The following is a 17,391-nucleotide window of genomic DNA, read 5'->3' as shown; positions in this document are numbered from 1 at the left end:
CCCCAGCTGGTTCAAGCCGGGGCAAGGTTGCACATGGGTCAATTCTCAATGACAATTTCCGCTGTTGCCGGGTCAAATCTCAGTGGCAATCAACAATCCGCAGGCTGGGCGTGCTGGCGCGGCAATGCAGCGGGGCTGGGTGGCTGGACCTTCGTCACGCGGATTTCGCTGACGACGCTGCAGGCTACCGGCATGGGATTCTTCGGCCTCTACGGATCGACCGCCGCACTGGCGACCACCCTGACGCTGGCCGCCGCCATCAACTGCATCGGCATCGGCTTCCAGCGCGGAACCCACACCCGCTGGCAGCTGGTCGCAAACGACGGCGCCGGCGCACCGACCCTGACCGACATGGGGGCGAGTTTCGCCATTGCGACGGGTGGGGTGCTGACCCTCTACATCGCAGCGCCACCGAATGGCAGCTCCGTCTGGGTGCGGGTGGTGGATGAGGTATCCGGCGCGGTGTTCGAACAAGAGATCACCGCTGACCTGCCCGCCGCGACCCAGTTCCTGTCGCCGCGCCTCTACATGAACAACGGCGCTACGGCCGCCGCTGTCGCCTACGACTGCGCCGGGGTCTACCTGGAGACGGATTTCTGATCTGTAGGCATAGACTGCCAGTCCGATTCACGGCTGCGAAGAGCGGAAGGGATTCGCTGCAAGGGATGATGGCAGGTGCTGGCGCGTCTGTCGCGCGCGCCCGATCGAGGCCGGCATTGAGGCCGAAAGGTGCCGAGGTGCGCGAGATCAGCGGATTGCGGACCTCGCATCTTGACAGACATGCTTCCGTCAATCAGATGTATGTAATTACTTACTCACTTATCAACGTCCATGCGAAAGTCAGCAGAACGGCGCAAGGCCGAGATCGTCACCGTAGTTCTCGCTCTGGCCGACAGGATCGGGCCGGACCGGGTGACGACCGGGGCGGTGGCTACGGCAATCGGGGTGACGCAGGCGGCGTTGTTCCGGCATTTTCCCACCAAGGCCGCGTTGTGGCAGGCAGTCGCCGAACATGTCGCCGAAGGGCTCGCAGCGGCTTGGGAGGACGCCCTCAGCCGCGGCGATGGGCCGATTGTCCGGTTGCGCGCGCTGATCGCGGCGCAATTCGCGCAGATCGCCGCGACGCCAGCGCTGCCGATGCTGCTGTTCTCACGCGAGTTGAACGTCACCAACGCGGAACTGCGCGCCACGTTTCACGGCTTGCTGACGGCCTTTCGCGGCTTGCTCGCGCGCGAGGTCGGCGCCGGGCAGGAAGCGGGCATTCTGCGCGGCGACATCGAGACAGTGGATGCGGCGGTGCTGCTGACCTCGCTGGTGCAGGGGGTGGCGATCCGCTGGGCGCTGGGTGCGCGCGATTTCGACCTGCAGGGTGAGGGGTTGCGGCTGTTCGAAGTGCAATTGCGGCTTCTGGCCGCGGAAAGGGAATAGACGATGCGGCGCGTCTGGCTTTTCGGGTTCCTTGCGGCGCTGGCGATCGCGGCTGGTTTTCTGTTCCTGACCGAAAGGCCGCTGACGGTAACGGTCGCGCAGCCCGAAAGCGATGTGGCCCTTCGCATCTATGGGCTTGGCACCGTCGAGGCGCGCATCCTCAGCCGCGTGGGGTTCGAGGTCGGCGGGGCGTTGACGGCGCTGGCGGTCGATGCCGGCGACCGGGTGGCACCGGGTCAGGAAATGGCCAGCCTGCACGCCGACGAACAGGAGGCGCGCGTGGCTCGCGCCCGCGCTGCGGTGGCGGCCAATGAGGCCAATCTCGCCAAGGCCGATGCCGCAGTCGTGCGCGCCCGCGCAGTGCTCGCGCAGAGCGAGGCGGCGAACCGCCGCCAGCAGGGGTTGGCGCAGCGCGATGTCGCCTCGGTCCAGCGCGCCGAGGAGGCGCAGCGCGACGAGGATGTGGCCCGCGCCGATCTGGCGGTAGCCGAGGCCGATGTCGCGGTGATCCGGGCCCAGGGCATGGATGCGGCGGCGGGTTTGCGGCAGGAGGAAACCCTGCTGGCCCATCACCGCCTGATCGCGCCCTATGATGCGCTGGTCGTTGCCCGCCATGCCGAGGCGGGAGCAGTGGTCAAGGCCGGCGATCCGGTCCTGACCCTGATCGACCCCGCGACCGTCTGGATTCAGGCCTATGTCGACGAGGAACGCGCCGGCCAGCTTGCCCTTGGCCAGCCCGGCACCATCCGGCTGCGCTCGCAGCCCGCGGCCGAGTTTCGCGGCACCATTGCCCGCATCGGCATCGAAAGCGACCGGGTGAACGAGGAACGCCGCGTCTGGCTGACCTGCGCCGACTGTCCCGCCGAGATGTTTCTCGGTGAACAGGCCGAGGTGCGCATCCTGACCGGCACCCGCGCAACCGCGCTGATGGTGCCCGAACTGGCGATCACCGGCTTCGACGGGCATCGCGGCACGGTCTGGACGGTTGTGGACGGGCGCCTGACCCGCGCGGAACTGACCTTCGGCGCCCGCGACGATCGCGGCCGGGTCGAGGTCATCGGCGGCCTCCCCGAAGGGGCCATGATCGTCGCCCGGGTGCCGAAGGGCGCGGCCGAGGGCCGGCGCGCGCGCATTGGGGAGGCGCCATGAACCTCGCGCTCAAGGACATCCGCCACGGGCTGTTCCGCTTCGTGCTGACCTGTTTCGGGCTCGGGCTGCTGATGACGGTCGTGCTGGCGATGATCGGCATCTACAACGGCCTCGTCTCGGACGCGCTGGCGGTGGTGAAGGCGCCCATGGCCGATGTCTGGGTGGTGGAGGCCGGCACCAAGGGCCCCTTCGCCGAAGCCTCCAGCATTCCCGCCGATACGCGCGATGCGGTGGCGCGGATGCCCGGCGTGGCCGAGGCCGGCGCGGTCAACTACCAGAACGTCGAGGCGCCTCATGGCGGGCAAACGCTGCGCCTCTACGTCGTCGGCTACGAGCCCGGCCGCCCCGGCGGGCCGCAGGCAATCGCCGAGGGGCGCGGCATCGGCGCCAGTCATTTCGAGATGGTGGCCGACCGCAAGACCGGCCTTTCGCCGGGCGAGACCATCCGGCTCGGGCGCAACCGCTTCACCGTGGTTGGTCTGGTCGAAGGGGCGATGAACTCGGGCGGCGATCCGGCGGTCTATGTGACGCTGGCCGACGCGATGGCGCTGCAAACCGAACTCGACCCGGCGGCCCAGCGGGTGCAGACCGCGCGCGGCGCAGTTTCAGTCAAGTCCGCATCGGTCGCCGCCGTGATCGCCCGCATGGCGCCCGGCGCCGATGTCGATCTGCTGACCGCGACCGTGCGCCAGTGGAAGCACCTCGCCGCGATGACGCAAGGAGAACAGGAGGAATTGCTGCTGGCCTCGGTGGTGGACAAGGCGCGCCGCCAGATCGGGCTGTTCCTCGGCATCCTGCTTTCCGTCAGCGCCGTGGTGATCGCGCTGATCATTTACACCATGACCATGGAGAAGCTGAAGCAGATCGCCACCTTGAAGCTGATCGGAGCCCCCGACCGGACCATCATCGCGCTGATCGTGCAGCAGGCGCTGATCCTCGGCGCCTCGGGCTGGGGGATCGGGCTGGCGCTGATCCTGACCGTCAAGGACTACTTCCCCCGTCGCGTGGTGCTGGAGCCGTTCAACGTCATGGTGCTGGCCGGCATCATCGCCGCCGTCTGCCTCCTGTCCTCGGCGCTCGGCGTGCGGGCGGCGATGAAGGTCGATCCAGCCACCGCGCTCGGGAGCTGACATGGCGCTTGGCGACACCCTCATCGCGGTCTCGGGCGTGGCCAAGTACTTCGGCGAGGGCGAGACCCGCGTCGATGCCCTGCGCGCCGTCGATCTGACCGTGCGCGCCGGCGAGGTGATAGCGCTGCTTGGCCCCTCCGGTTCCGGCAAGACCACGCTTCTGAACATCATCGGCTGCATCCTTGCGCCGTCCTCGGGGAGGGTGATGCTGGACGGAGAGCCGGTGTTCGACGGCAGATGGCTGCGGCGCGACCTGCGACGCCTCAGGCTCGACAAGATCGGTTTCATTTTCCAGGCGCACAATCTCCTGCCGTTCCTGACCGCCGAAGAGAATGTCGCCGTCGTCCTCGACCTCGCCAAGCGGCCCGCCGACGAAGGCCGGGCACGGGCGCGTGAATTGCTGGACTATCTCGAGGTTGGCCACCGGGCGAAGGTCAAGCCGGCGCTCTTGTCGGGCGGCGAGGCGCAGCGCGTGGCGATCGCCCGCGCGCTCGCCAACCGGCCCCGCATCATCCTGGCCGACGAGCCGACCGCCGCGCTCGACAGCGCGCGCGCCGGGTTGGTGATGGACCTGTTGCGCAAGCTGGCCGTCGAGCAGGAGGCCTGCATCGTCACAGTCACCCATGACGAAAAGATCTTCGACCGTTTCGACCGCCTGATCCACCTGCGCGACGGCCGCCTCGCCGACGCCTGACCCGGAGGAACCCCATGAGCAGCCGCCCCCTCTCGCTGACCGTCGCCGCGGCCGTCGCCGTGATCTTCGGCCTCTTGACCATCGTTTCGGGAGGTCGCGCGATCTTCGGCGGCGTCGACATGGGCGCGGTGGTGCCCTTCGTGCTATGGTTCAACTTCGGTGCCGGGTTTGCCTATGTCCTGGCCGGGATCGGACTCTGGCGCGGCGGGGCCTGGGCGCCGATGCTGGCGCTTGGAATTGCCGTGGCGACAGCGCTGATCTTCGCCGCCTTCCTCTGGCATGTCCTGACGGACGGCGCCTGGGAGGCGCGCACCATGGGCGCGATGATCCTGCGCACCGGCATCTGGACCGCCATCGCGGCGCTTGCGTTGCGGGGCAAGAAGCCCACCTGAACGAATCTCGAACCCAGCCAGCACTTGCGCCAGCCCGGAGCCTGACATGAAGCGATCCCTGCCCGTGGACCTGTCGCTGGTCCTCTCGCTCGCCACCGTTCTCGGCATGGCGATGGCCGTGGCCGGACGGTGGCCGGCGCACGAGCTTCTTGGCGCCTTGCTGGCTCCGGGGCTGGCGCTCGTCTATCTGGCGGGCGGGTTGCCGACCGCCTGGCGCGCGGTTTCGGAACTCTGGCGCGCGAATGTGCTCGACATCGACCTCCTGATGATCGCCGCCGCCATCGCCGCGGCGGTCGTCGGCGCGCCGTTCGAGGGCGCGGTGCTGCTGACGCTGTTCAGCATCTCCACCACGCTTGAGGAGCGCGCGCTCGGCCGGGCCCGGCGCGCCATCGAGGCGCTGATGGCGCTGCGCCCCGAGACGGCGCTGCGCAGGACCGCGGGCGGCGCGGTCGAGGAAGTCGCCGCCGGGGAACTGGCCGTCGGCGACGTGGTGGTGCTGCGGCCCGGCGCCCGGGTGCCGACCGACGGTGTGATCACCGCCGGGCGCGGCGGCGTCGACGAGGCCAACATCACCGGCGAATCCATGCCCGTATCCAAGGAGGCGGGCGCGCAGGTCTTCGAGGCAACGGTCAATCTCGACGGCGTGATGGACATGGCCGTCACCAGGACGGTCGGCGACAGCACCATCGCCCGGATGATCCGGCTGGTGACCGAGGCGCAGGCCGCCCGCGCCCCCTCCGAGCGGTTCAGCGAATGGTTCGGGCAGCGCTATACCGTCGCGGTCATGGTGGGCGCGGTGATCGCCTTCGCCGCCTTCTGGGGACTGGGGCGCGACTGGGAACAGGCGCTCTACCGGGCGGCGACGCTGCTGGTCGCGGCCAGCCCCTGCGCCATCGTCATCTCGGTCCCGGCCGCGATCCTGTCGGCGCTGTCGGCGGCGGCGCGCGGTGGCGTGCTCTTCAAGGGCGGGGCGGCGCTGGAAACCCTGGCCAGTGTCGACACCTTCGCCTTCGACAAGACCGGCACCCTGACCGCCGGCCGCGCGGAGGTGACGCGGGTGGTGGCGCTCGACGGCGACGAGGCCAGGTTCCTGTCGCTGCTGGCCGGACTGGAGGCGGGGTCCGAACATCATATCGCCGCCGCCATCGCCCGCGAGGTCAGGGCGCGCGGGCTTGAGGTGGCGAAGGTCGTGGACGCAACGGCGCGGCCCGGGTTCGGCATCCTCGGGCGGGATGAGGACGGCCCCCTCTGGGCCGGCAACCCCTATCTGGCCGAGGAGATGGGCGCCCGGATCGACCGGCACGAGCTTCGCGCGCTGGCGGATACGGCGCAGACCGTGGTCTATCTGGGGCGCGGCCAGAGGGTTCTCGGCGCCGTCTGCGTCGCGGACGAGGCGAGGCCGAGTTCGGCCGCCGCCCTGGCCGCCCTGCGCCGGGGCGGGGTTCGCCGCATCGTGATGATGACCGGGGATCGCCGTCCGGTGGCGCTGCGGATCGGCGGCGAACTGGGGCTCGCGCCTGACGAGATCCATGCCGGGATGCTGCCCGAGGACAAGGTGCGCCGGATTGCCGAGTTGACCCGGGACGGCAAGGTCGCCTTCGTCGGCGACGGCGTCAACGACGCGGCCGCGCTCGCCCGCGCCGATGTCGGCATCGCCATGGGCGCCGCCGGCTCGGAGGTCGCGCTTCAGGCGGCCGATGTGGCGCTCTTGTCGGAGGATATGGAGCGGCTGGCCGACGCGCACCGCCTGTCGCGCCGCGCTTCCGCCGTCATCCGCCAGAATCTGGTCTTCGCCATCGGCGCCATGCTGCTGCTGGTCACCGGCGGCCTCTTCTTCGACCTGCCGCTGCCCTTGGCGGTGATCGGCCATGAGGGCGGCACGGTGCTGGTGGTGCTGAACGGGCTCAGGCTGCTCTCGGACCCGATCCGCCGGCCGAAGCCGCGGGGCTGACGCGCCCCTGTCGCCGGTCGCCCAGACGTTGCCGGCGATGGCGACGCAGAGCGACGGCGGCGATCTGACGCGCCCCGAACCGGTGCGCGAGGCCGGGTAGCGGGTCGTCAGGCGCGGTTCAGCCGGGCGCGGCGTCGCCGCCGAACAGGGCGCCGATGGCGCGGGGTCGGATGCCCTCCGCCTCGCGCATCAGAAACAGCGCGTCGAGGCGCAGGCGCGCCGCCAGGTCCCCGCCTGCCCGGGGACCCAGCACCATCAGCGCGGTCGCCCAGGCATCGGCCCTGGCGCAGCTGCGGGCAAGGACGGTGACCGAGGCGGCGGAAGCGCGCAACGGTGCGCCGTGCCCGGGGTCCATGGTATGCGAGAGGCTCTGCCCTCGAACCTCGACGCGGTGACGGTAGTCGCCGGATGTCGCGACGGCACAATCCTCGAGCGCGAGGATCGAATGCGCCGCGCGTCGCTCCGGGTCGGGGGCTTCGACCGCGACGGCCCACGGGCTGCCGTCGGGGCGCAGCCCGGTGGCGCGCATCTCGCCGTCGATTCCGGTCAGCGCGGCGGTGATGCCGTGGTCGCGCAGGGTTTCGGTCAGACGATCGACACCGTAGCCCTTGGCGATGGCGTTGAGATCGAGCGCAATGGGAGCCCGTTTGCGCACGAGCTGGCCGTCGATATCCAGCACCTCATGCGCGGGGCGCCGGGGCGCGGCCATGGCGGCGCGGATCGCCCGAGCCTCGGCCGCGTCGGGTCCGAAGCCCCAGGCGCGCACGGCATCGCCCATGCCGATGTCAAAAGCGCCGCCCGAGGCGCGGCCGATCTCCAGCCCCAGCCGCAGCACTTCGGCCAGCCGGGCCGGGATGGCGAACCATTCATCCAGCGGGGCGCGGTTCAACTGCATCAGCGCGCTGTCGGGCTTCCAGGTGGACATCTGTGCGTCCACCTCATTCACGGCGGCCTGCAGCGCCGCGCGCAGCGGGTCCGGATCGAAGCCGGGCGCGGCGTGGAACACGGCTTGCCAGCGCGTACCCATGGTCGGGCCGTTGAGTGCATGGCGGACCGGATCAGAAGACATCTTCGACATAGCGTCCCTCGGCTTTCAGCACCGCCGGCGTCAGACCCGCCGGGGCAAGGATATCGGTTAATGCAGCCGTCACGCCCTCCGCCATCGCGCGCCCGCCACAAACCATGATGCGGGCGCCCGAGCGGATCATCGCCAGCACCTCGGCCGCCTCATGGCGCAGCGCGTCCTGGACGTAGTACGGGCGCGGCCCGCGCGAGGTGGCGGTGGTCAGCCGGGCAAGGCGGCCGTCCCGCTGCCAGCCGGCGAGCTCCTCGGCAAAGAAGAAGTCGCTGTCTCGGGCGCGCAGGCCGAAAAACAGATGCACCGGCCGGGCGCGGCGGTTGGCGCGGATCATGCCCGCCAACGGTCCGATTCCGGTGCCGGCGCCGATCAGGATCAGCGGGGCGCGCCCGTGGCCGGAGTGAAACCCGGGGTTGGGGCGGATGAAGGCGCGAATGGTGCTGCCCGGCTCCAGCGCCACCAGCTGCCCCGAACACAGTCCGCCGGGTTGCTTGCGCACGACGATCTCGACAAAGCCGTCGCGGCTGCCTGAGGCCAGCGAATAGAGGCGCGGCATGGGTGCGACACCCGGCGCGCCCTCGGGCAGCACCGCCAGCAGGTCGCCAGCCTGGAACTGCGCGAATCCGCGCCTCGTCAGCCGCTGCCAGAACCCCGCGCGCGGCAGGGCAAAACGCAGGATCGCGGTCGGGGCCTGCACCTGCGCGCCGTAGTCGCGCCGCGAGACCAGTGTCAGCGCCTCGGTGGCGGGCTGGACCGGCTGATGGACCAGTTCCAGCTCAAGACCGAGTGTCCGCCCGAGCGCGCGGCCCCAGCGGGCGAAATCCCGCGGCGACTGGCGGTCCACCGCGTCAGGCGGCAGAAGTTCCGTCCAGCCCTTCGCGGTCAGCAGCTGCGCGACCTCGTCGGCAAAGGCGCAGAAAGCCGGAAAACTGTGATCGCCGAAGCCCAGCACCGCGACCGGTACGCCGGAAAGCGCCGGCGCGTGTTCCAGCCGCTCGATGAAACCCTTGGCCGAGGCCGGGGCCATCCCGTCGCCATAGGTGGCGGCAAGGATCAGCAGGCGCTTCGCCGCCCGGTAGCGTGCGGGATCGAAGGCGGTCATGGGCGCCACATGGACGGACTGCCCAGCCTCGCTCAGCGCGCGGTGCAGCGTGGCGGCAAAGCCCCAGGTGCTGCCGGCCTCGGAGCCGACGAAGATGACAGTCTCGGCCCGGCTCGCCGAAGCGTTTCTGCGGATGCGCGGGCGTGCCCGCCAGCCTGCCAGCCAGAGGGCAAACCCGCTCACTGCCAGTGCCGGCACCGAAAGCGCCATCAGACCCAGGACGAGACCGATGACCGCCGCGCCGCGCCCGGTATGCAGCATCGTGAAGGTTTCCGTGACCCGCGACAATGTCTGAGCATCGGTCCAGGCCAGAACCTCGCCCGTGCCCTGATCGAGATAGCCAGCGCCCCGGTCGGTCTTCAGCGTGAAGGCGTCGGTGGGATCGGTCGGGTCGGGAAAGCTCAGATCGCGCAGCGCGGCCACCGGCAGATCGGCAAGCGCCGCGATGTGGTTGGGGGCGATCCCGGTCTGGCCGCTGGTCGTGGCCGGAAAGAGCGGCGCCCTCGCCTGATCGGGCAGCAGCCCGAAGGTCGAGGCCGTCATCCACAGCGCGGTCAGCGCGGAAAGCGCCAGACCCGCCACCGCGATACGCGCCATTTCGACATGCAGCCGCGCCGCCAGCCGGCCGCGCGTACGGCCGAACCAGCGGCGCCAGCCGCCCATGCGCCGCGCTATCAGAACCGCACCCGAGGCGCACAGCAGCAGCATGACCCCCGCACCCGTCGCCATGACCAGCCGGCCGGTATCGCCCGCGAAAAGCTGCCGATGCAAGTTTACCAGCCAGCGCTCGGCAGGGCTTGCGTCAACCGGAGCCACCCCTTGTCCGGTCGCCGGGTCGATCACCGCCGCGCCCGGTGTGCCATCCTGAAACCACCAGGCGGTGATGCGTCCCGAGGGCGCGCCGCGGATCTGCTCGACCCCTGGATACTCGGCCTGCACACGGGCGGCGAGGTCGCCCACGCTCAGCCCACCGGCCGCCTGCGGCGAGGCAAGTCGTTCGATCGCGGGATAGACCGACAGCGCCGCACCGCTCACCGCAAGCAGGGTGACAAGCAGCAGGCCGGCCAGCCCCGGCCAGCGGTGGAGAAGTACACGGATCATCGGTCGGCTCCGTCACATGTCGTATTTGAGGCTGGCAACGTAGCGACGACCCTGCGTGGTCTTGCCAGCGCCTTGCGTGGTCAGGGGGACCGCCACGTCATCGGGGCTGTCGCGCATATCCTCGACGGCGGCATCGACATGCAGAACATAGCCCGCATCAAACAGCGCATCGGCCAGGTCGAGCGTGATTTCCAGCGTCCGGCCCGCGCCGACACTGGCGCCGGTGATGCCGTCAATCTGCGCCGGATCGCCACCCGTGGCGCGATACCAGCCGGCAAGCGAATCGTAATATTTCGACTTGCCCCCGGCCATCCACAGCGTGCCGGCATAGGCGCCGGACGCGTCAGTGAGATAAAGCGCCAGATAGGCACCATCGCCGCCGTAGTTGTTCAGCGTGGTGGTGAAGGTGACTGGCCGGGCTGCGGCGAGGCCGGGCGCCACGAGGGCCGAGGTCAGTGCAAATGCTGCAATGGCGGATTTCATCTTGTTATCTCCCTTCATTGGGGGTGTCAGTTCACCTGCACCACGGGCGGCTTGCCGTTCTGGAACAGCGGATTGGCGGGTGGGGCGGCCAGCGGGGCGGCCGGTGCGCGCACGTCCTCGCGCCGCCGGTCGCGGCCGCCGTCGCGGTGGCGCAGCTTGACGACGTTCAGCGTGGCGGGGTCGAGCTTGGCCTTGATGCGCCGGCCTTCGGCATCGCGGCCCTCGATCTCCCAGCAGCCGTCATCGGCCTCGATTTCCTCGACGCGCCAGCCAAGGCGGCTCGCGGCCTGCATGGCCGCCTCGCGCGGCTGCCAGGCGGCACGAGGCGCATGGCAGTCATCGTCCGCCAGCGCAGCCGTTGCCGGCAGCGCCGAAAGGCAAGCGGCGGCAATCCACGGAATCCTCATGGTCAGTTCATCCTTTTGAAGTGTGTGTGGGGCGACCTTCCCGATCACCGATCTGAAGGCTGGCGCCCGATTGAAATGGCTCCGCGACAACCGGGCCGCGGAGCACTGGCGGGATCACTTCGATTTTTCGGGCCTGGTGCCGTCGCTCCAGCGCTCGACCTTGCCGTCGATGACGTCGAGCGTCTGGGGATCGACGATCATCTCCAGGTGATTGCCGCCCTGATCGATGACATTGAGTTCGTAGCAGCCATCGTCGAGCTCCATCTTCGAGATGGACCAGCCAAAATCCTTGGTCAGCTGGATGAGCGATTCCCAGGACTGCATGTTCGCGGTCGGCACGTCGCAATGGGTGTCCGCAAGCGCCGCCCCGGCAGGGATCGCAAGGGCAAGTGCAGCGGCGGTGAGCAGGGTCTTCATGGCGTTTCTCCTCGGTTCGGGTTGCCTGATGTGACCAACCTGGAGGGCGTGACTGACGGGGTGCTGACGCCCGCCGGGAATCTGCTTCAGCTTGCTGTCAGGGCGGCGGGCGAACCGAGGGGAGGTGCCGACGGTGGTACATGAAACGAAAGCGCCCCGCCGGTGTCCGGCGGAGCGCAAGGCTTTGAGGAGTCGGGTGCGTGTGCCCCGTCAGTCATGGTTCCCTTCCGGTGGGCCCGACCGTCGTCCATCCCTGTCGCGATAACGGATGCGCATCTCGACCAGATCGAGATTGCCGGGGTCGATCTTGACCCTGATCTGATGGCCTTCGGCGTCGGTGCCCCGGACTTCGTAGCAACCGTCATCGATCTTGATGCCCGAAATCGTCCAGCCCCGCTCCTGCGCCAACGCCGTCACCGCCTCGCGCGGTTGCCAGTCGGCCATGGGGACGCGGCAATCGTCGTCGGCCAGTGCCGCGCCCGCTGGCAACACCAGAGCCAGAACCAGCATTGTCAGCGCCTTGCGCATTGGTCACACTCCTCCTTGCCAACTCGTTCGCACCCTGATGGCATGGAAAGCTGACAGCAAACTGAAGCGGCGCCCCGGTTACGGTAAGGCTGCCGTCAGTTGCGGCGGGCAATCCGGAAGCGAGCCGTGAGAGGGAACCACCATGCGCATCCTGCTGATCGAGGACGACACGGTGCTGGGCGCGGCGGTGCGCGACCAGATCACAGCCGATGGTCACAGCGCCGACTGGGTGCATCGGCTCGATGCGGCAAGCGAGCATCTGAGAACCATCCCCTACGACCTGGTGCTGCTGGATCTGATGCTGCCCGACGGGCGTGGCATTCCCTATCTGCGCGCGCTCCGCGGGCGCGGCAATGCCACGCCGGTGATCATCCTCACCGCGCTCGATCAGGTCTCGGACCGCATCGAAGGCCTGAACGCGGGGGCCGACGACTATCTGATCAAGCCCTTCGATCTCGCGGAGCTCACGGCGCGGATCGGCTCGGTCGCGCGCCGCTATGCCGGCAACCCCAACCCGCTGATCCAGCATGGCGATCTGGAAATCGACCTTGCCGCGCGCAGCGTTCATCGCGCCGGCAGGCTCGTGCCGCTGACGGCGCGCGAATGGGCGCTGTTCGAGGCCCTGCTGGGCCATCCCGGCCAACTGTTCTCGAAGGCACAGCTCGAGGACAAGCTTTACGCTTTCGGCGCCGAGGTCGAAAGCAACACCATCGAGGTCCATGTCAGCCGCCTGCGCAAGAAGCTGGGCACCAGCGTCATCGAGACCGAGCGCGGCCTCGGCTATCGGCTGGGTCGCGGATGAGGGCGCCCGCAAGCCTGCGGGGCCGGCTGGCGCTCTGGCTGGGGCTGGCGCTGGTGGCGCTGTGGCTGGCAACCGCCCTGCTAACCGCCGGACTGATGCGGCGTGAATTGGACGCGCTGTTCGACTCGGCGCTTCAGGAAAGCGCCGAACGCCTGCTGCCTCTCGCTGTCAACGATGTGCTGGGTCGCGGCCCGGCCGACGAGAATGACGAGGACGATCCACGCATTCTGGGCGTCATCGCTCCGCATGACGAGTTCCTGACCTATGTGTTGCGCGACCCGGCCGGTCGGGTGCTGCTGCAATCGCATGCTGTCGATCCGGCCGGGTTTCCGCCTTGGGACGGGCCGGGTCTCCGCAGCACGGCGACGCTTCGCCTCTACAATATCGCCGCATTGCGAGACACGGTGCGCCTGACCGTGGCCGAGCCGCTGGCCCACCGCGCCCGCATCGCGCGCGAGGCGCTGTGGATGTTGCTGCTGCCGCTTCTGGTGGTGGTGCCGCTGGCCTTCGCGGCGATATGGCTGGCGCTGCGGGCGGGACTTGCGCCACTGCAACGCTGGCGCGAGCGGCTGGCGGCGCGTGGCGCGCGGGATCTGTCGCCGGTGTCCGCGGGCGATCTGCCTTCGGAACTCGCCCCGATCGCCGCCACGCTCGATGATGTGCTCTGCCGCCTGTCCGCCGCTTTCGAGGCCGAGCGGAGTTTCGCCGCCAACGCCGCGCATGAGCTGCGCACCCCGCTGGCCGGCGCCATCGCCCAGGCACAGCGTCTTCAGGCCGAGACGGCGGACCCGGCCGCGCGGATGCGCGCGGCCGCGATGGAGGCGGCGCTGAAACGCCTGCTGCGGGTCAGCGAGCGCCTGATGCAGCTTGCCCGCGCCGAGGGGGCGAGGCTGCGCCGGGACAGCGCCGCCGATCTGTGCCCCGTGGTGCGGATACTGGTCGAGGAACAGGGCCGCGACGCGGGCGACGAGCGCATCCGCCTTCGCCTGCCCGAAGCGGCGGTTCTGTCCGACCTCGACCCGGATGCGCTGGCCATCATCTTGCGCAACCTGATCGACAACGCACTGCGCCACGGCGATCCGGCAAAACCGGTCGACGTGACGCTCACCTCAGAGGGCATCCTGCGTGTGTCCAATGACGGCCTGCCCATCCCTCCCGAAACGCTTGCCCGTCTCGCCACCCGCTTTACCCGCGCCGGCAGCAGCGCCGAAGGCAGCGGCCTCGGCCTCGCCATCGTCGCCACCATCGCCGAGCGCATCGGATCACGCCTGCATCTGACCTCTCCGCGCCCCGGCGCTACAAGCGGCCTCACCGCGGAGATGATGCTGCCCTGCGCTTCCGACTGTGAGGTCGAGAAGCGGGACAATCTTCCCAGCCGTCATAGTGCGAGTTCAAGCGCGTCTTAATTTGGTGAATATAATCAATATGTTAATGTGGAGATGGGGTGGATGCCGCTCTCCCCAGACGGCATCGCGATGTGCCAAACTCGTGGTGTCGAAACACAAGTTGTAGGAGAGGGCATCCATGGAAGAGGTTACCATCATCGGCGTCGATCTGGCAAAGAACGTGTTCCAGGTACACGGAGCAGCAGCGGACGGGGAGGTCGTGTTCCGCAAGAAGCTGGCGCGACCGCAGTTCGCGCGATTCATGTCGGATCATCCGGCATGCGAGGTGGCGATGGAGGCTTGTCCCAGCGCGCACCATTGGGCGCGGGAATTGTCCGCCTACGGGCACAGCGTGCGGCTGATTGCGCCGCATTACGTCAAGCCGTTCATCAAGCGTCAGAAAAACGATGCCGCCGACGCGGAAGCAATCGCGGAGGCGGCCACGCGTCCAACCATGCGGTTCGTCGAACCCAAGACCGCAGAACAGCAGGCCCGGGCGGTGGCGTTTCGCGCCCGCGAGCAGATCGTGAAGCAGCGGACCGAGGCGATCAATGCCCTGCGCGCGCACCTCTATGAATTCGGGCACGTCGCGCCGGAAGGGGTCGGGTATATCCCGCGGTTGGCGAAGGTGGTCGATGATCCGGGTTCGGGTCTGCCAGACCTGGCGCGAGACATCTGCCGCATGGTTCTGGAACAGATAGAATTGTTGACGTCCCGCCTCGCCGCAGTTTCGGCAAAGCTCGCCGCCGCGTCCAGGGCGGCCGCCATACCCCGGCAGTTGCAGACCATGCCGGGTGTCGGACCGATCACCGCGCTCGCGGTCGAAACCTTCGCGCCGCCGATGGACCAGTTCCGGCGTGGCCGCGATTTTGCCGCCTGGCTCGGGTTGGTACCGCGGCAACATTCTTCTGGCGGAAAACAGAGGTTGGGGAAAACATCGAAGATGGGGCAGCGGGACATCCGACGACTGCTTGTCACCGGCGCGATGGCGGTGGTCCGCTGGGCCCTGCGCCGTGGCGCACCTCAAAACCCCTGGCTTGTGCGCATGCTGGAACGCAAGCCGCCGTTGGTCGCGGCCTTTGCTCTGGCCAACAAGATGGCGCGCGGCATCTGGGCGATGCTCACGCACGATGAAGACTATCGCGATCCGGTGATCGCCTGCGCTGCCTGATCCGGCAGCAGACAGCGAAGCCGGGCCGCAGAGTTGTGAGGAAGGCATGAACCGAATGGGCACATGATCGACATGATCCGGGTTGGGCAAACCAGAAACCTTCTCAGAGCTTCGAGCTCGCTGTTGGAGATTTGGCCCCGGTCCGCGCATCACCATCTCGGCCAGCGGCATCTATCGGGCCGCGTGAACAGGCCTGACAAGAGTCCGCACTCGATCACATGCCTAAAGTTCAGAAATTCCTTGCAAATGAGAGCGGCATCCACAAGAGAAGGTTCGACAGTAGGCCCATCCCCTCCGCCACTTGCCCTTGCGAAAGCGTTCTCCCGATCCGGCTGTGGCCGGATTTTTCCGTTGTTTTCGAGGGTTATGCGGGTGGGGCTGTTAAACGGCCCACGTCCCGAAGGGCGCACAAGCGTTCTCTCCGGGCCGATATTCTCCGCACCTGTTAACCGCCGCGCTTCCGGTGAACAGCTTTAAGTCATTGCTTTAAAGTGATCTTTCGAAGTCCGTGATGCACGCGATTTGGAGAATCCATCTGGATGGCGAATGGAACAGAGATCGAACGCGACCCGTTGCGCGGGGGTTCGGCTGCAGCTCGGACCAATCTCACCCCAGCCGCTGTTCGTGCTTTGTGCTGAGTCAACCGCGTGTTACCGTTGTGAAAAAGTGTGAGGCGAGCAGTTGGCCCAGAAGTCAGACATCGAATGGACGGACGCGACGTGGAACCCGGTGACGGGCTGCACCAAGGTCGGTCCCGGTTGTGACAACTGCTACGCCGAGCGGTTCGCAGAGCACTGGCGTGGAATCCCTGGACACCCCTACGAGCAGGGCTTTGACCTGACACTCTGGCCGTCGAGGCTGAAGCAGCCCGTACTCTGGAAAAAGCCGCGGATGATCTTCGTGAACTCGATGAGCGACCTCTTCCACAAGGACATCGACCGTACATTCATCGACGCGGTGTTTGACGCCATGGAGCTGGCGGACTGGCACGCCTACCAGGTGCTGACCAAGCGCAGCTCGCTCATGCGCAACTACGTTCGGAAGCGGTATCATGGAGGGCCGGTCCCTCGGCACATCTGGCTCGGCGTTTCTGTCGAGGACGCCGCGCACGCGAGCCGGATCGAGCACCTGAAGCAGATCAATTCCGACGCACGCTTCATCTCGTTCGAGCCGCTGCTCGGACCGGTCGGGAATGTCGATCTGCATGGCGTCGCTTGGGCCATCGTCGGGGGGGAAAGCGGGCCTCGGGCTCGGCCCATGGACGAAAGCTGGGTCCGCCAGATCCGGGACATGTGCGGACGTGACGACGTCGCGTTCTTCTTCAAGCAGTGGGGCGGCGCAAGACCGAAATCCGGCGGGCGCCTTCTCGACGGCGAAGAGTGGAATGGCTTTCCCTGGCAGATCGTTCCCGAACCCATCATTCGCGCCCTGCAGCCCGAGGATGCCTGATGCCGCCCAGGATAGAAAACTATCACGGGCGCGAGCAGTCCTTCATCAAGCATCTGTTTCTCAACAAGTATCTCGATTCCGCAGCCTACAAGCTTTTCCAAGGCAGATCGCCGGTCTTCAACTTCGTGGACGCCTTCGCAGGTCCTTGGCGGGTATCTGACACCAACAGGTATTCCGACGCTTCGTTTTCTCAGGCCATCGAAACACTGGAAACGGTTCGCAGATCTTTGCTCGATATGGGACGTCCCGGCCTCAAGGTCCGTTTTCGGTTCTGCGAACGGAACCCTGTATCCGTCGCGAAATTGCGGGAGTTCGCAGCCGAAAAGCCGGAGTTCGACATTCAGGTGTTCTCAGGCCAGTTCGAAGACAACCTCGACGGCATACGCGCTGCCTGCCGGGACGGCTTCACCTTCACATTCATCGATCCCACCGGCTGGAATGTTGAATCCGCCAAGGTTTTTGAGTTCCTGCGGAGCCTGAACGGCGAATTCCTGTTCAACTTCATGGCCGAAGAGGTGAACAGGCACGCTGGCTGGGATGGAGTTGCGGCATCCGTCGGTCGTTTCCTGGCAGATCCTGCTTGGAAGGATGCCTTCGAGGCGATGCCGGAGGGCTCGAACGAGACCAAGTGTTGATTGCCACTGAGATTTGACCCGGCAACAGCGGAAATTGTCATTGAGAATTGACCCATGTGCAACCTTGCCCCGGCTTGAACCAGCTGGGG

The 17,391-nt window shown here is 67.7% G+C and carries 17 protein-coding genes and 1 pseudogene; 12 read left to right on the top strand and 6 right to left on the bottom strand.

The window, feature by feature from the left end:
• The 7 genes and pseudogenes from DFP89_RS18685 to DFP89_RS18655 form a co-directional block, all read left to right on the top strand.
• Positions 1-600 (top strand): annotated as a pseudogene (locus tag DFP89_RS18685) (DUF2793 domain-containing protein); the annotation flags it as partial.
• Positions 601-831: 231 nt separating this feature from the next.
• On the top strand, positions 832-1,428 hold the full coding sequence (locus DFP89_RS18680) for a TetR/AcrR family transcriptional regulator (RefSeq protein ID WP_074970994.1): 597 nt from the start codon (positions 832-834) through the stop codon (positions 1,426-1,428).
• Positions 1,429-1,431: 3 nt separating this feature from the next.
• The gene (locus DFP89_RS18675) at positions 1,432-2,577 is read left to right on the top strand and encodes an efflux RND transporter periplasmic adaptor subunit (protein WP_074970992.1); all 1,146 of its coding nucleotides are present in this window, start codon (positions 1,432-1,434) and stop codon (positions 2,575-2,577) included.
• Positions 2,574-3,707: an ABC transporter permease gene (locus DFP89_RS18670; protein ID WP_074970990.1), complete on the top strand. Its 1,134-nt coding sequence runs from the start codon at positions 2,574-2,576 to the stop codon at positions 3,705-3,707. Before DFP89_RS18675 ends, DFP89_RS18670 begins: the two co-directional genes overlap by 4 nt.
• A gap of 1 nt (position 3,708) precedes the next feature.
• Positions 3,709-4,401: an ABC transporter ATP-binding protein gene (locus DFP89_RS18665; RefSeq protein ID WP_074970988.1), complete on the top strand. Its 693-nt coding sequence runs from the start codon at positions 3,709-3,711 to the stop codon at positions 4,399-4,401.
• A 14-nt stretch (positions 4,402-4,415) separates the two neighbouring features.
• A complete protein-coding gene (locus DFP89_RS18660) occupies positions 4,416-4,793 on the top strand; it encodes a hypothetical protein (protein ID WP_074970986.1) in 378 nt (125 codons plus the stop codon).
• Between the two features lie 46 nt (positions 4,794-4,839).
• Positions 4,840-6,744, top strand: coding sequence for a heavy metal translocating P-type ATPase (locus tag DFP89_RS18655; RefSeq protein WP_114350843.1), 1,905 nt, complete (start codon positions 4,840-4,842; stop codon positions 6,742-6,744).
• A 118-nt stretch (positions 6,745-6,862) separates the two neighbouring features.
• On the opposite strand, the gene DFP89_RS18650 is transcribed toward DFP89_RS18655, so the two are convergent.
• From DFP89_RS18650 to DFP89_RS18625, 6 genes are all read right to left on the bottom strand, one after another.
• A complete protein-coding gene (locus tag DFP89_RS18650; RefSeq protein ID WP_074970981.1) occupies positions 6,863-7,822 on the bottom strand; it encodes an FAD:protein FMN transferase in 960 nt (319 codons plus the stop codon).
• Positions 7,803-10,025, bottom strand: coding sequence for a PepSY domain-containing protein (locus DFP89_RS18645; RefSeq protein WP_114350842.1), 2,223 nt, complete (start codon positions 10,023-10,025; stop codon positions 7,803-7,805). Before DFP89_RS18645 ends, DFP89_RS18650 begins: the two co-directional genes overlap by 20 nt.
• Positions 10,026-10,037: 12 nt before the next feature.
• Positions 10,038-10,508 (bottom strand): DUF2271 domain-containing protein, encoded by a 471-nt coding sequence (locus tag DFP89_RS18640; protein WP_074970999.1) that lies wholly within the window; start codon positions 10,506-10,508, stop codon positions 10,038-10,040.
• Between the two features lie 26 nt (positions 10,509-10,534).
• Positions 10,535-10,915 carry a PepSY domain-containing protein gene (locus tag DFP89_RS18635; protein WP_114350841.1) on the bottom strand — a complete coding sequence of 127 codons (381 nt, stop codon included), beginning with the start codon at positions 10,913-10,915 and terminating at the stop codon, positions 10,535-10,537.
• Between the two features lie 114 nt (positions 10,916-11,029).
• Positions 11,030-11,332: a PepSY domain-containing protein gene (locus DFP89_RS18630; RefSeq protein WP_114350840.1), complete on the bottom strand. Its 303-nt coding sequence runs from the start codon at positions 11,330-11,332 to the stop codon at positions 11,030-11,032.
• A gap of 210 nt (positions 11,333-11,542) precedes the next feature.
• Positions 11,543-11,860 (bottom strand): PepSY domain-containing protein, encoded by a 318-nt coding sequence (locus DFP89_RS18625; RefSeq protein WP_074970973.1) that lies wholly within the window; start codon positions 11,858-11,860, stop codon positions 11,543-11,545.
• 142 nt (positions 11,861-12,002) lie between these two features.
• On the opposite strand from DFP89_RS18625, the gene DFP89_RS18620 reads away from it, so the two are divergent.
• The 5 genes from DFP89_RS18620 to tcmP all read left to right on the top strand — a co-directional run bounded on the left by DFP89_RS18620 (position 12,003) and on the right by tcmP (position 17,302).
• A complete protein-coding gene (locus tag DFP89_RS18620) occupies positions 12,003-12,662 on the top strand; it encodes a response regulator transcription factor (RefSeq protein WP_074970971.1) in 660 nt (219 codons plus the stop codon).
• On the top strand, positions 12,659-14,068 hold the full coding sequence (locus DFP89_RS18615) for a sensor histidine kinase (RefSeq protein ID WP_074970969.1): 1,410 nt from the start codon (positions 12,659-12,661) through the stop codon (positions 14,066-14,068). Before DFP89_RS18620 ends, DFP89_RS18615 begins: the two co-directional genes overlap by 4 nt.
• Positions 14,069-14,186: 118 nt before the next feature.
• Positions 14,187-15,218, top strand: coding sequence for an IS110 family RNA-guided transposase (locus DFP89_RS18610; protein ID WP_114350839.1), 1,032 nt, complete (start codon positions 14,187-14,189; stop codon positions 15,216-15,218).
• A gap of 681 nt (positions 15,219-15,899) precedes the next feature.
• Positions 15,900-16,667 carry a DUF5131 family protein gene (locus DFP89_RS18605; protein WP_114350838.1) on the top strand — a complete coding sequence of 256 codons (768 nt, stop codon included), beginning with the start codon at positions 15,900-15,902 and terminating at the stop codon, positions 16,665-16,667.
• Positions 16,667-17,302: a three-Cys-motif partner protein TcmP gene (tcmP, locus tag DFP89_RS18600; protein ID WP_114350837.1), complete on the top strand. Its 636-nt coding sequence runs from the start codon at positions 16,667-16,669 to the stop codon at positions 17,300-17,302. The genes DFP89_RS18605 and tcmP overlap by 1 nt, the downstream gene beginning before the upstream one ends.
• The last annotated feature ends 89 nt before the right edge of the window (positions 17,303-17,391 follow it).

Source organism: Paracoccus lutimaris, from assembly GCF_003337565.1.
In the GTDB taxonomy this organism is placed as follows: Bacteria; Pseudomonadota; Alphaproteobacteria; order Rhodobacterales; family Rhodobacteraceae; genus Paracoccus; species Paracoccus lutimaris.
The sequence above is the reverse complement of the archived record's forward strand: the minus strand, read 5'-3'. Positions and strand labels throughout refer to the sequence as shown.